Here is a 14,865-nt window from a genome sequence, read left to right on the forward strand (position 1 = left end):
TAGATATAAGATGATACCTTAAATCAATGACTATTCGAGGAGGCAGTATATGTACCGGATCGAACGATTTATCAAACATTTATCTACCAAGCAATGGTTAGAGACCAAAGAACTGAATCAATGGACTGTAGAAGAAGCACGTTATGTGACACCTGATCATTATGAGATCACAGTTCCGCGCCAGAACAGTGATATGAGCTTACGATCCACCTATGGCATCACTTACTTTTTACACACGCAAGAGCAGATTCCAGCTTCATGGTCAGCACATCCTGTCGGCTTAGTATTCAGTGCAGGCGGTGGAGAAGGATTACTTAAAATCAATTGCGAGTTCTATCATGGGCTGGATAAAAATCATACGTTTGTTCCTTTAAGAGAATCTTATACTGGTACAGATATTCAGCTAGATATTGAATTATACGATCCTATTCCTGAACCGCACGATCCACTTAATGGGCAACCTGAATATGTAGCTCCATTAAGCCGGTACAATGCCAGTCTAGTAAGCATCAATGGTGGATTGCGTAGTCTAATGTACAGTGTACGTGTATTGCTACATAGTATGCGCCGTTTACCTGAAAATGAATTACGCCGAATCGCTATTCAGAAAGCGTTAGAACAAGTGATGAATACTGCTTATGATCTTCCAAAAGAATCATGGCAACTGGAAGAACCGTGGCAACAACTGGAACAGTTATTACGAGAACAAGTACAAGCTTTTGCTCCAACAGCAGCAGACAATGGCTATATGTATATGATCGGACAATCACATATTGATATCGCATGGTTATGGCCTGTACGTGAAACGGTACGTAAATCCAGTCGTACATTTTCAACGATGTGTACATTAATGGAGCAGTATCCTGAGTTTATCTACTCTCAGAGTCAGCCACAACTGTTTGCTTATGTGAAAGATCATTATCCAGAGCTATACACCAAAGTCAAAGAACGGATCGCAGAAGGTCGCTGGGAATTGGTAGGCGGAATGTGGGTAGAACCTGATCTGAATATTCCTAGTGGAGAGTCGTTAGCACGTCAGTTATTGTATGGACAACACTTTTACCGTGATGAGTTCGGGATCACTTCAACGATTGAATGGTTACCAGATACGTTCGGATATTGCGCATCTTTACCGCAATTGTTGCGTCAAGCGGGAATCGATTATTTTATGACCACCAAGCTCAATTGGAATGATACCAATATTTTCCCGTATGATCTATTTCACTGGGTAGGCATTGATGGAACGCCAATATTGTCTTATCTCAATCATGGTGTGAATGAGTCGACAACTCCCAAAGATATTGGAGAGCACTGGGAATATTTCCGTCAAAAAGATGTCCATCCTCAGCAAATGTTATTGTACGGGCATGGCGATGGTGGCGGCGGAGTCACTCATGAAATGATCGAATATGTAGAACATGCAGACTTGATGGTAGGATTACCGCAAGCTGAATTTGGAACAGCTAAAGACTTTTTTGCACAGACGTTAGAGTCAGCCGATGACTTGCCGGTATGGCGTGGCGATCTGTATCTAGAGTTGCACCGGGGAACGTATACAACACAAGCATGGAATAAACGCCACAATCGCAAAGCAGAACTCCTTTATCGTGAAGCTGAGATTTGGGAACGGTTAACAGCTATTTATTTTAATCAACATAGTCTAACAGAGACATCGGTAGTCGAATCATCCATAGAAGAGGCTTCATTTCAAAAGTCGCAACTGTTGTCTAAGCAACATGCAGATGATGGATTGTCAGTACATGCAAGTCTGTTTGAGCAATCAGAAGATGGCATGATTACCAAGCAACAATTTAAAAATGGATGGCTCGGTATTATGCTCAATCAGTTTCATGATATTGTGCCGGGTTCAGCGATTCCTGAAGTGTATGATACTTCGGAAGTGGAATATGCTCAGATTTTACGTATTGGAGAAAGTGCTCTGAATCAAGCCCTAGCTCCGTGGACAACCATGATCGCAGAACAGCTTGCATATTCTAATCAATATCAAGGAACAGCCTATGCCGTATTTAACAGTCTAAGTTGGGAACGTGGAGAATGGATACAGATCGAAGGTGGCGAAGAGTTAGCAGATGTGCAAGTCTATGATCAAGCTGGGCAATTACTACGCAGTGATCTAGTGACACCAAGCACTCTTGAACCATCAAGTATACCTTCTACACCATCAACTCATGCGGATGTTCCGAAGCTTCTATTTACAGCAGCTCAGCCTATTTTACCCGGACATACCACCAATACAGATTCAGCTGCAACTCAAGAAACAACAAAGTTATCCACAGAAAATGATAACCAATTGGAAAATAAATACATTCTACGTATCTATGTACCATCAATTCCAGCATTCGATTATCAAGTGATCTGGTTACGTGCAGAGGATGAAATGAATACAGTATCAGCATATGCAGATATTCATTCGACGGTAGAAGTAGAAGATAGAATAGGAAAATCTGTTCCAGCAGTATGGGAAACTCCTTTTTATCGTATCCAGTTTAGTGAACAAGGTGAGATATCGTCTTTGTATGATAAAGAGTATGAACGTGAAGTGTTGAAAGAACATCAATATGGCAATGTGTTCGGCTTTTATCATGATCGCCCGTTGCTGTGGGATGCGTGGGATATTGATCCGCATTTTGCAGAACAGATTGCAGATACAGCTCAATTGATCTCTTCACAAGTCATTATGCATGGACAGACAGGCGATATTTTACACTTCCGCTGGCAGATTGGGCAGTCGATTATTTCGCAAAAAGTGTTCTTGTATACCGATCATCGCCGAATCGATTTCAAAACAGAGGTAGAGTGGAATGAAAGTCACAAATTACTAAAAGTATCGTTCCCTGTAGATCTCGTTGCAGAGCAAGCCACCTATGAGATTCCTTTTGGTGCTCTAGAACGTACGATGAATAGGAATACCAGTTGGGATCAAGCACAGTATGAAGTCTGTGGACATCGCTGGGCAGATATTTCAGAAGGTAATTATGGGGTTAGTCTGCTTAATGATTGTAAATATGGCTACGATATTAAAGACTGCAATATGCGTTTGTCTTTACTACGAGCACCGAAATGGCCAGATCAAGGTGCAGATCTAGGTCATCATGAGTTTACGTATTCGCTATTACCACATGGTGACAATTGGCGTGAAGCTCATATTGTGCGTGCCGCCGCAGAACTTAATCAACCAGCATCATATCGAATCATTGAATTCCAGACTACAGCTGAACAGGTACAACAACCAAGTCAGTTGCAGGATAATTTATCCTATTCTATTTTCTCGTATGATAGTGAGCATGTTATTTTAGATACGATGAAGCCAGCAGAAGATGGTCAAGGAACGATTATCCGTCTCTATGAATCTTCAGGCAGTCGAGGTAAAGCGCATATTCAATTACCTGCACAAGCAGAAGATACCACCGAGCATGTAATGACATTGGTCAATATATTGGAAGATCATCTAGACACGTTAACTATCACCGATCATCTTGTAGAGCTACATTTCAAACCTTATGAGATCAAAACATTGAAATGGAATAAGGGGGATCTATCATCATGCTAGAAAAATTAGAACATGTTCAAATGTCCACATTCGAACTGCCACAGGCCGTTCAGGATGTGCTAGCAGAAGCAGAGCAAGCGTTAGTAGATCGTCCAAAGTTAGCTGAACTCTTTCGTAATTGTTTTCCAAATACATTAGAAACTACAACCAAATTAATGGACGATGGTTCCACATTCGTAATCACAGGCGATATTCCGGCAATGTGGTTACGTGATTCGGTCGAACAGTTAATGCACTATGTGCCATTGTGTAAAGAAGATAAACAGCTACAACGAATAATCAGTGGATTGATTAGACGACATATGTTTTATCTAGAGATAGATCCATATGCCAATTCATTTAATGAAACTGCGAATGATTGGCATTGGGACCCGGCAGATGAGACAGAGATGAGCCCGTGGGTCTGGGAACGCAAGTTTGAACTGGATTCGCTTTGTTTTACAATTCGCTTGGCATATCACTATTGGAAAACAAGTGGCAATACCGATATTTTCGACGCAGGTTTTAAGCAAGGGTTGCGTACTATTTTCCAATTATGGAGAACAGAACAACGTCATATGGAAGAATCACCGTATCGTTTTACCAGACGCAATTGTCCGGCAATTGATACGATCCGTAATAAGGGACTCGGGATGCCTGTTAACTACACAGGAATGATCTGGTCAGCTTTCCGTCCTAGCGATGATGCTTGCGAATTTCATTACAGTATTCCTTCCAATATGTTCGCTGTCGTTTCTCTGCGTCAAATGCAAGAAATGGTACGAGCTGTCTATCGTGATGAAGCGTTCTGCGCCGAATTGGCTGAAATGGAAGAAGAAATTCAGCATGGTATCGAGCTATATGGTATTTATCGTCATCCTGTACATGGCAATATTTATGCTTATGAGACCGATGGTTTTGGCAATTATTGTCTGGTAGATGATGCAGGAACACCAAGTTTGTTATCAATGCCTTATCTTGGTTATTGTGATGTGAACAATCCGATGTATCTTAATACACGGAAGTTTATTTTAAGTACCGAAAATCCATACTATTTCGAAGGAAAAGCTGCCAAAGGCATGGGCAGCCCTCACACACCAGCAGGTTATATCTGGCATATGGGATTATCCATGCAAGGATTAACAGCCAATAATGATGCTGAAATAGTAGACATGATCCATTTATTAGAAACTACTGATGCAGATACAGGTTATATGCACGAAGGATTTCATTCAGATGATCCGACAATCTTTACCCGCCCATGGTTTGCATGGTCCAACAGCTTATTTTCACAGTTAATCTATAAAGCGATACAAAAAGGTTTACTTACCAAGCCATCATCATAAAACACATCAAAATGTTGAATAAAGTTGAAATTCATTATTTCAAAAATTACTTAATGCGTAACTTAATAAAATCAGTTATAGTAAAAGAGTACAAAATAACAAAGTACAACATCATCACCAGAAAACAAAACGATAACTAACCAATCTTGATCAAGCATTATTATTCAACTAAAGTTATTTCTAAATTTGTTAACCTTTACCCACCCTCATTACGAAAAAAACGATTTAGAAATGAGGATGTAAGAGCAGAGAGCGAAGGGAATATGATTGTTCTGAAAGAGTTACAAGCTTTCGTAAGAAAGATACTTCAGCGACAATAAGAACAATCATATTCCCATAGCGGTCTATCTCACTATCCGAAACTTTCAAATCCAGTTTTATCCTAATCCAATATAAATGATGAAGGAGATTATTATGACATTAATTTCTAAGCTCCATACGGTAATTTTTTATGATCCTGCATTCCCTTTTGATGGACAACGACCGAATGAACAACAGCTAACCGAACTGCACAAGCAAGGCACAGTGGTTACAGCTAGCGAACTTTCTAAAGCGCTTACGCAAGCAGATTTGTTTATTCATCTGCACGGCAGTTACTTTCCCAAACAAGCATGGACAGCGATCCATAATCATTTGAATAATAGCAAAGGATTTGTACATATGGGCGGTATTCCTTTCCGTAAGCCTGTCAATGAAACGTTAGATGGCTGGAAAGTAGAAAATGAACAAACCGCTTATCATCAAATTTTGAATATTAACGAAGTATTACCGGTAGAAGTAACACCGATTGATCATTATGAAGCAAGCAAAGATTTTCCGTTATTTGCAGGACAAGAATCATTATTTGAGCGTCAAAGCACATGGGGATTTGCGCTTCATGTGACCAAAGCCAATGACCATCCTGCACAAGGGGGTTCCAGTGGACCGATGGATGCACATATTTATCCTCTGCTCAAAGGAATCTCCAAAGACGGACGTGAAGTAGCCGCTCCTGCTATTTTGCTTGAAAATACAAAAGGAGCTTATGCTGGTGGACGATGGATATTTGTTAACCAATTAGCAGGTGAAGCCTTCTGGGAAAAAGGAATCGAAGCTATTTCCAAATGGGGCGAATTTGCTGCCAAAGGGGTTACTGAAATCTGGGTGAAGCCCAACTATGCAAGTTATGAACCGGGTGAGCGTCCAACGTTAACGATTCAATTACAATCGCTACAACGTCATTCCACCAGTGCAGATATCAGCGGAGAGTGGATATTCAATCTACAAGTAGCCAAAGAAGATCAGGATTTATCCGGTCAATTTACAGACGTGTGGACCCAAAAATTAACGATTGCTGCTTCTCGTGAACTGGATATTGTACGCTTACCTGTTGAGATTACGATCGAAGCTGGATATTATCGCTTGGAAGGAACGATCACTTCACCATCTGGAGAAGTACGTAGCATTCATCAAGGATTCTGGGGATTTGATGCAGACTTTTTGGCACAAGGTGAAATGTTAACAGCTGATCGTGATTATTTCCGCAAAGAAGGTCGTCCATTACCGATTGTGGGTATGACGTATATGACTTCAGATGTAGCACGCAAATTCTTATTTTTACCGAATACAGCGGTGTGGGATAAAGATATGGCACAGATGAAACATGCAGGGATTAACTATCTACGTACAGGTGTATGGAGTGCTTGGCGACATGTGATGTTTGTCGATGGTCATCCCTATGAAGAAGTAATGCGTGCAATTGATGCGTTTATTTTGACAAGTAAAAAGCACGGGCATGAACTGACATTTAACTTTTTTGCATTTACACCGGAAGCTTGGGAAGGGGTTAACCCGTATCTTGATCCACGTAGTGTAGAAGCGCAAAAGCGTTTTATCTCAGCGATTGTAACCCGTCATCGTCATACATCCAATATTCATTGGGATCTGATCAATGAACCGTCTATGTTCAATCCAGACCGTCCATTTTCAGGTCCGCAACCAGTGTACGATGAATTTGAGATTGCGGCTTACAAAGAATGGGTAGAAAAGCGTTACGATAGCGATATTACCCGAGTACAAGAACGCTGGAATATGACACCTGAAGAGTTGCCCAATTTTGATGCGGTATATCCAGTGCATGTCGATGATATCAGTTATAATCCAACCTCGATTCATCCGAAAAAAGGAACTCGTTGGCTCGACTATAATCTGTTTACGATGGATATGCACAATCGCTGGGCGACAGACCTCACTCGTATGATCCAAAGTATTCAACCGAAGCAGTTAGTGACGGTTGGACAAGATGAAGGATTAGCAGGGCAACGTCCATCTCCATTGTTGTATGCAGAGACTGTCGATTATACGACAGTACACTCTTGGTGGGAAATGGATGATCTCGTGTGGGATGGTATTTTCACCAAAACACCACAGAAGCCGAATCTCATCCAAGAAACAGGGATTATGTATATTGAGACACCAGAAGGCAAAGCCAAGCGTACAGAAAATGAATTGAAGTATATTTTAGAACGCAAATATGCGTATGCTTTCTCAACAGGTGGAGCAGGGGCAGTGCAGTGGATCTGGAATATCAATTTCTATATGCACAATGTCAATGAATCTCATATCGGTGCTGTACGAGCAGATGGAACAGAAAAGCCAGAAGCAGACGTATCTTATGACTTTGGACGCTTTATGAATGCAACTCGTGATTTATTTGAAAATCGTCAATTGGAAGAAGTAGCTGTTGTTTTCCCATATTCCAATGATTTGTCGAATCGCAAACTAGCACATGATGCAACAACCAAATTAATTCGTACCTTATCCTATGAACTGAATGTACATGCACGTGCTTTTGGGGAATATCATTTACATGAATTAACGACAGGCGATGCGCCGAAATTAATCATTGTATCAAGTCCTCATAATTTCCAGACAGCAGCGCTCAAGCAACTGGTCGATTATGTAGAAGAGCATGGCAGTACTTTATTATTTACAGGGCCGTTATCATTAGATGAATACTGGCAGCCTACAGATCGTCTAAGCGAAGTGACAGAGAGTGCTCCATTATCAAATGTCCGCCGTGAAGAAGCATTACAGTTAGGCGAAGAAGTGTTACCGGTATCATTTAGTGGCAAACGTATTGCTGAACTGGTCAAACAAGCTCCACTGACCGGTGTTGCTCAGGTGAAAAATGTAGCGATAGGTAAAGGTAAAATCATCTGGAGCCCATTGCCTGTAGAATTAAGCGATCGTACCGAAACTCAAATTGCACTGTATGAATATGCGCTAGCAGAAGCAGAAGTGTCTTCTGAACTGGAATGGTTGCAAGGCGATGAATTATCCGGTGTCTATGGACGTAAATTGTCTTTCGATCAAGGTAATCTGTATATCTTTGTATCCGAGTATGGAGCGAATGCTCAAATTCAAGTACAAGACCCGATCAGTCACAAAATGTACAGTTTCCAATTGGATGCTGAACGTACAGTGATGTTCGCTACCGATACAGAAGGTGCAATTAGCACCGTCTATCGTCCAGAAGAAGTAAGTATTGATGTGAAATAGCAACAACGACTATAGCAAGAATCAAAGGGGTTACCTACACAGGTAATCCCTTTTTTGAATAGGAATGGATTCATATAACACGAAGTTAGCTTATATAAATAAAATACTTTATAATTGAAAGAAGTTACTTATTCATCAAGTCAATATTAAAGGAATGAATTTATGAAAAGATTACTCAAGTTTATGCTCAAAGCTATTGCAGTTGTTGTTGTATTAATCGTTATTTTTTTAGGAACGGTGTATACCGTTAATGTCTTCGCCAGTAAGTCTGAACAAAGCAAAATACAACCATACGGACAATCGGTTGCTGTAGATGGTAAAAACATGAATGTAATGATTCAAGGAGAAGGTAAAGAAACGATTGTATTGATTCCCGGTTTTGGTACAGCATCGCCAGCTCTAGATTTCAAACCATTGATTGATCAACTATCGTCGCATTACAAAGTCGTTGTTGTTGAACCATTTGGTTATGGATTAAGTGATGTCACCGATAAACCTCGTACAGTCGACAATATTACGAATGAGATTCATGAAGCTTTGCAACAATTGAAGATCAATAAATACATTCTGATGGGTCACTCGATCTCAGGTATTTATGGATTAGATTATGTGAATAAATATCCTAATGAAGTGACTGCTTTTGCAGGTATAGATACAAGCTTCCCTACACAGCCGACAGAAGTGATGGATACCGAATCGATAAGCATCCTGAAAAAATCAGGCTTTTACCGCTTGCTAGTCAAGCTTAATCCGAGTCAGATTATGACACCTGATGTAGATGAGGCAACCAAAGAACAGATCAAAATGATTACACTCAAAAATATGATGAACCCAGATATTGTGAGTGAAGCACAGTTATTGCCGACGAATTTCAAAGCTGTACAAGGCTTACAATTCCCTAAAAATCTACCTGTGATTTTCTTTCTAGTCAAAGATGATCCTGATATTAAAAACTGGACAACTCAACATGAAGAACAAATCAAAAATTCACTACATGGCAAAATCATTCTATTAGAGGGCACTCATTATCTACATTACACTCAGTCCAAAGTCATGGCAGATGATTTGAAAAGCTTTATCGATAGCACAAAATAATCAAAAAAGTCGAACGATATACACGAAGGTGTAGCGTTCGACTTTTTTTTGATTATAGGTATAGGCTAAACTACTCTGATATCCAATTATTATCAAATATCGACAGAGTAATCCTTTATCGAAGCGGTCTGCCTCTACTAAATATGTAATTAAAACTAACATAATGAAGTCGCCTTCAATCCCATAACTCTATTTTGAGAACGCTTACCTAAAAAAAGTACACATAACCTAAAGAACTTAGCGTAGTTTCCTTTCCTTCTCTTGCCCATAATTAAAGAATAAGCACACAAGAGAGATACCGGAGAGAAAGGGGACTTCAATCATGACCTTTTTGTACGAATTACGTAAAAATAAAGTTCTTTTTTTGATGGCGTTACCTGCACTAATCTTACTGGTCTTGTTCAACTACTTGCCGATGTTCGGAGTCATCCTTGCTTTCAAAAATTATAATTTCTACGATGGTATTCTAGGCAGTCCCTGGATCGGGTTCAAAAACTTTGAGTATTTATTCAAAGGTGATGCATGGCTGATTACACGTAACACATTATTATACAACTTCGTGTTTATTATTTTCGGACTGATTCTCGCAGTTGCCCTTGCTATTGTGCTTGATGAGATTCGTAACCGATTTCTATCCAAAACCTATCAGACCATATTGATTATGCCTTACTTTTTATCATGGACGATTGTTGCTTTGATTTTTTATGCTTTCCTTAGTGCAGACAAAGGGATTATCAATCAAGCACTAACGTTTATGGGAATGCATCCGATTAATTTCTATTCTGAAACGACCTATTGGCCATACATTTTGATCTTTGTCTTTTTCTGGAAAAGTGTAGGGTATAGCAGTATTATCTACCTCGCTTCGATTACAGGTATTTCACCAGAGTATTATGAAGCCGCTACGATTGATGGTGCTAGTAAATGGCAACAAATTCGCTTTATCACGATTCCTTGTCTCAAGCCAATCATTATTATTATGACTATTCTCAGTATCGGCAAAATCTTTTACGCTGACTTTGGATTGTTCTATCAAGTGACCTACAACTCAGGCGCTCTGTACCCTGTTACACAGGTTATTGATACGTATGTCTACAACGGCCTAACTTCGATGGGGAACTACGGTATGACCGCAGCAGCAGGCTTATATCAGTCTTTTGTCGGGTTCGTGCTTGTCATCATTACCAACTGGATTGTGAAAAAAATGGACAAAGACAGCGCGCTGTTCTAGAAAAGGGGGAATTTCGATGGAGCAAACATCTAGTAAATTCAATCAGCTTCCAAAAAGTTGGAATCTTGTATTTAACCTGATTTTGATTGTACTGTGTGTGGTCTGTATTATTCCAATTATTCTGGTTTATGCGATCTCATTTACCAGTGAAGCGAGCTTGTCTGCTAAAGGCTATCAGTTTTTACCTTCAGAATGGAGCTTGGATGCATATCGTTATGTGTTCCGTAATGGAGATCAGATTCTGCAATCGGCTTATGTGACGATTGGCGTTACAGCGATAGGAACGTTATTTAGCCTACTGGTGACTGCGTTATTCTCGTATGTATTGTCGAGACGTGATTTTCGTTATCGTAATGTGATGGCATTTTTCTTATTTTTCACGATGTTATTTAACGGTGGATTGGTGCCTTCTTATATTGTAAATACGAATGTTCTTCATTTAGCAGACTCATTCTGGATTTTGATTTTACCGTATTCACTGAGTGCTTTTAATGTTATTATTTTGAGAACGTTTATGCAGCAATCTATTGAAACAGCGATTCTAGAAGCCGCACGGATTGATGGAGCAGGAGAATGGTATATCTTTGCTCGTATTGTGATTCCGTTGTCCAAGCCAGGACTCGCTACTGTTGGATTATTTACACTGGTTACCTATTGGAACGATTGGTTCCTTGGACAGTTGTATATTACCAATCCCAAATTAGTCAGTCTACAATATATGTTAATGAAATTGCAGTCTAATATCGACTTTGTAACCAGTAATGCGACTTCAGCGACTAACAATATGTTAATGGCGCAGATTCCAGCCGAAGGCGCACGTATGGCCATCTTAGTCATCGTATTGACACCGATTCTTTGCGCATATCCATTTTTCCAAAAGTATTTTGTAAAAGGATTAACAATTGGTGGTATCAAAGGTTAACACAAGGTAAGGAGGAATAGGATGAACCATTCCAGATACAGGTATCACCGAATGCTTTTACTTCTGGTGGTATCTGTATTGTTGTGTATTGGGGCAGGTTGTCGGCAACAAGATCAGAAAGATGTGACCTTATATTCAGCCACTTCACAATCTTCACAGACAGGGCAAGAGACGACGCAAAGTAATCTTCCACCTGCGGAATTGGTATTTTACAATTATGCGAATCCTATGCCAGATCAAGATAAAGTCATGGACGAAGTCAATAAATACCTTAAGCGCAAAATCAATGCAAATATTCGTATTATCACACTGAATCCAACCGAATTTGAAGCGAAAATACCAGCGATTCTAGCCTCTGGTCAACCAGCAGATCTAGTATTTACTAGCTCATGGACCAATAATTATTTAGCCAATGTGTCTAGAGGAGCCTTTTTACCATTAGATCATTTGCTAAAGCAGTATGGAGTGGGGATGCAGAAGTCGATTCCAGCTATTTTGTGGAAAGGCATGCTTGTGGATAATCAGACCTACGCTGTACCGCTTAACAAAGAAATTGGACATCAATACGGTGTGCTAATGCGTAAAGACATTGTAGATAAATATCATCTCAAGATAGATCGTATTCAGACATGGGAAGATTTAGAACCCCTTTTACAGATTGTGCATCAGCATGAACCTCAACTAAGACCACTGGATACACCGGAAATGTTATATCGGTCGATTCCAATGAATCATATTGCAGGTGATTGGTATTTGCCAGGTGCGATCAATATCGGAGAATCGCCTGCGTTTAAGCGTGATGATCATCAAGTGTTCAATCAATATGCCACACCTGAATTTAAGCATTTTGTAGAGACGATGTATCGCTGGAATCAAGCAGGATATTTGCCTAAAGACCCGATGTATGAAGCCGAAGGAGATTGGAAAACAGGTAAGATATTTGCAGGAGCACTATCGTATGCACCTAATTATGTGTATGAGCGCAGCAGTCAACTGGGATACGATCTGGATTATGTTAATATCGGGCAGGGGGTTATTGAGACAGGCGATGTGCAAAGTGGAGCTTTTGCAATTCCTCGTTCTTCCAAGCAACCTGAACGTGCGATGATGTTTTTAGAATTGTTATATACCGATCCTTATCTGGCTAATCTGCTCAAGCATGGAATCGAAGGGGTTCATTATATCAAAGTAGATGATAAACATATCGAACCTGCACCGGGTATGGATCCGCTGAATCCAAAGTATGATTATGGATATGGCTGGATGTGGGGAAATATCTTTATCTCGTATTTTGATAAATCGTACCCTCAAGATACGTATGAGCAGTATGAAGCATTTAACAGCGGTAATATTCCAGCGCCAGCATTGGGCTTCAATATGAATATTGCCCCAGTATCTACAGAGGTAGCTGCTATCAATAATGTATTGGCAGAATACTATCGTCCACTGATTAATGGTACGGTTGATCCAGAGAAAGTATTGCCTGTTTTTTTGCAAAAATTACAGATCGCTGGAGTAGAAACGTTGATTGCTGAAGAGCAAAAGCAATTGAATCTGTGGAAAGCCGCCCAATCTTCAGCTTCTTCTATTCAATGATCGAGCGACTTTCTTTCTACTCATTCGGACAAACAAGCATACCTAAGCGAAATATCTTTGAACAGATTGTTTTCCCCTATGCTGTGTTTATGGTACATTTATAAAAAAGAACTGTATGTGAGTATAAGTTCTTACGGGAATAGGGGGATCATCATGGCTGTAGATGAGAATTATCAGCGTAAGTTAGAAGACCAAAAACGTTTATTTAAGCAGTTGGGGATTAAGTTCGATGCCCTTACCATTCATGAAAAAGATTTTGGGACCAAAATGCGAGGCTACTCTCAAGAAGAAGTCGATTTTTTTCTAGATGATGTTATTTTAGATTATGAGCGTTTTTACAAAGTCATTACAGACTTGCTTGATAAATATAATGAACTTCAACGTCGCCAGACGTATGAAAGTGAGCGCGCTTCTGCACGGATGAAAGAAGTCGAGGATTCGGTAGATCGCAGTATTGTAACAGATGCGATTGGAACACTAGAACGTACAATTGATCAACTTAAAGTTCGCTTACGTGATAGCGACAATAAAAAAATGATCTAATCTTAAAGTGATATGGATACATTAATCCATATAGAGATATATTTGAAATGAGCAATAAAAAAAGCTGCTTCCTGTGATCATAACAGAAAGCAGTTTTTTGGTATCAATAGGATTAGATATCCAGCACTGATTGTAACAGATGACATTTTTCAACCAGAGTGGGTTCTTGAGATAGAAAAGAAAACATCGCTTTAAGCATCCCTTTACGTTTTACATCGCTCAATATTTCTTGTTCTAACTCTTGCAGAACCTGACGATACTCTTCTTTTTGCTCATCAGAGACTTGGAGGTGATGCAGTAATCGCTTGAGATCTAGCAAAGCATCATGAATCATAATCCCTTTGAAAATAGGGCTATCTTTGATATGTTCAGGATCTACTTTGAGCTGTTTCCAATCCCAGATCGGTACATAGTTGTATTCCATCATACCCTTAATCCATAAATCGACGGTGTTAGCCAGTAGAGCAGCAAATTCTTCATCTGTTGTATTCGGCTTGAGTCCCATCATAGGCAGAATCAGGTATTGCATCATCATGCCTCTAATCATAAAGATCACATCATAAGCAAAAGGCTCTACTTGCTCACCATAAATATCCACCAGACAATCGGTAGTCCATTTGCTTAATTTGTATTCTACGATAAGAAACGCTTCGATTAACTTCTCGCTGTGAAATAGACTTTTATCATGCATCGAAATCATCATCGAATGGAATTTGGTATCCAAAGAGTTCTGTAAGTAAATGCGCACAAATTCAGCTATTTTTTGTTCAGGTGGTAAATGAGTATCGGAATACATTTTGCAGATGGCATCATCGATTTTGTGTCCATGCATTACAACAGTAGCGACAAGAACATCTTCTTTACTTTGAAAAAATTTGTAAAAAGAAGCTTTCGCTATTCCGCTTTCTTTAGCAATCTCATCTACAGAAGTAGAAGTATATCCTTTTTCGGAAAAAAGTTGAAGTGCTACTTCAATAATTTCATGTTCTTTGTTTTTCAAGTGCACGTCTCCTTTACCGCTATATCATCACGTCATTATAAA

General features: G+C 39.7%; 9 protein-coding genes. 8 read left to right on the forward strand and 1 reads right to left on the reverse strand.

Annotated elements, in window-relative coordinates; genetic code table 11:
* Positions 1 to 49: 49 nt before the first annotated feature.
* The 8 genes from PTI45_RS12085 to PTI45_RS12120 all read left to right on the forward strand — a co-directional run bounded on the left by PTI45_RS12085 (position 50) and on the right by PTI45_RS12120 (position 13,823).
* A complete protein-coding gene (locus tag PTI45_RS12085; protein ID WP_069327844.1) occupies positions 50 to 3,571 on the forward strand; it encodes an alpha-mannosidase in 3,522 nt (1,173 codons plus the stop codon).
* Positions 3,565 to 4,896, forward strand: a complete 1,332-nt coding sequence (locus PTI45_RS12090; protein WP_069327845.1) for a glycoside hydrolase family 125 protein — start codon at positions 3,565 to 3,567, stop codon at positions 4,894 to 4,896. The genes PTI45_RS12085 and PTI45_RS12090 overlap by 7 nt, the downstream gene beginning before the upstream one ends.
* Before the next feature lie 414 nt (positions 4,897 to 5,310).
* Positions 5,311 to 8,436 carry a type 1 glutamine amidotransferase family protein gene (locus tag PTI45_RS12095; protein WP_069327846.1) on the forward strand — a complete coding sequence of 1,042 codons (3,126 nt, stop codon included), beginning with the start codon at positions 5,311 to 5,313 and terminating at the stop codon, positions 8,434 to 8,436.
* A 162-nt stretch (positions 8,437 to 8,598) separates the two neighbouring features.
* On the forward strand, positions 8,599 to 9,531 hold the full coding sequence (locus PTI45_RS12100) for an alpha/beta hydrolase (RefSeq protein ID WP_069327847.1): 933 nt from the start codon (positions 8,599 to 8,601) through the stop codon (positions 9,529 to 9,531).
* Between the two features lie 322 nt (positions 9,532 to 9,853).
* Positions 9,854 to 10,762 carry an ABC transporter permease gene (locus PTI45_RS12105; RefSeq protein ID WP_069327848.1) on the forward strand — a complete coding sequence of 303 codons (909 nt, stop codon included), beginning with the start codon at positions 9,854 to 9,856 and terminating at the stop codon, positions 10,760 to 10,762.
* 16 nt (positions 10,763 to 10,778) lie between these two features.
* Positions 10,779 to 11,684, forward strand: a complete 906-nt coding sequence (locus PTI45_RS12110) for a carbohydrate ABC transporter permease (protein ID WP_069327849.1) — start codon at positions 10,779 to 10,781, stop codon at positions 11,682 to 11,684.
* Positions 11,685 to 11,705: 21 nt separating this feature from the next.
* Entirely contained in the window at positions 11,706 to 13,280 is a 1,575-nt protein-coding gene (locus PTI45_RS12115; protein ID WP_069327850.1) for an ABC transporter substrate-binding protein, read from the forward strand.
* A 153-nt stretch (positions 13,281 to 13,433) separates the two neighbouring features.
* Positions 13,434 to 13,823: a DivIVA domain-containing protein gene (locus PTI45_RS12120; RefSeq protein WP_069327851.1), complete on the forward strand. Its 390-nt coding sequence runs from the start codon at positions 13,434 to 13,436 to the stop codon at positions 13,821 to 13,823.
* A gap of 112 nt (positions 13,824 to 13,935) precedes the next feature.
* Here PTI45_RS12120 and PTI45_RS12125 read toward each other — a convergent pair whose 3' ends face one another.
* Positions 13,936 to 14,823, reverse strand: coding sequence for a TetR/AcrR family transcriptional regulator (locus PTI45_RS12125; RefSeq protein ID WP_069327852.1), 888 nt, complete (start codon positions 14,821 to 14,823; stop codon positions 13,936 to 13,938).
* Positions 14,824 to 14,865 lie beyond the last annotated feature (42 nt).

This window comes from Paenibacillus nuruki (assembly GCF_001721045.1).
Taxonomy (GTDB): domain Bacteria; phylum Bacillota; class Bacilli; order Paenibacillales; family Paenibacillaceae; genus Saccharibacillus; species Saccharibacillus nuruki.

What these genes read in the sequence shown, in the direction of transcription:
- PTI45_RS12085 (WP_069327844.1), top strand. Translation starts at nt 50, where the DNA reads ATGTACCGGATCGAACGATTTATCAAACATTTATCTACCAAGCAATGG.
- PTI45_RS12090 (WP_069327845.1), top strand. Translation starts at nt 3,565, where the DNA reads ATGCTAGAAAAATTAGAACATGTTCAAATGTCCACATTCGAACTGCCA.
- PTI45_RS12095 (WP_069327846.1), top strand. Translation starts at nt 5,311, where the DNA reads ATGACATTAATTTCTAAGCTCCATACGGTAATTTTTTATGATCCTGCA.
- PTI45_RS12100 (WP_069327847.1), top strand. Translation starts at nt 8,599, where the DNA reads ATGAAAAGATTACTCAAGTTTATGCTCAAAGCTATTGCAGTTGTTGTT.
- PTI45_RS12105 (WP_069327848.1), top strand. Translation starts at nt 9,854, where the DNA reads ATGACCTTTTTGTACGAATTACGTAAAAATAAAGTTCTTTTTTTGATG.
- PTI45_RS12110 (WP_069327849.1), top strand. Translation starts at nt 10,779, where the DNA reads ATGGAGCAAACATCTAGTAAATTCAATCAGCTTCCAAAAAGTTGGAAT.
- PTI45_RS12115 (WP_069327850.1), top strand. Translation starts at nt 11,706, where the DNA reads ATGAACCATTCCAGATACAGGTATCACCGAATGCTTTTACTTCTGGTG.
- PTI45_RS12120 (WP_069327851.1), top strand. Translation starts at nt 13,434, where the DNA reads ATGGCTGTAGATGAGAATTATCAGCGTAAGTTAGAAGACCAAAAACGT.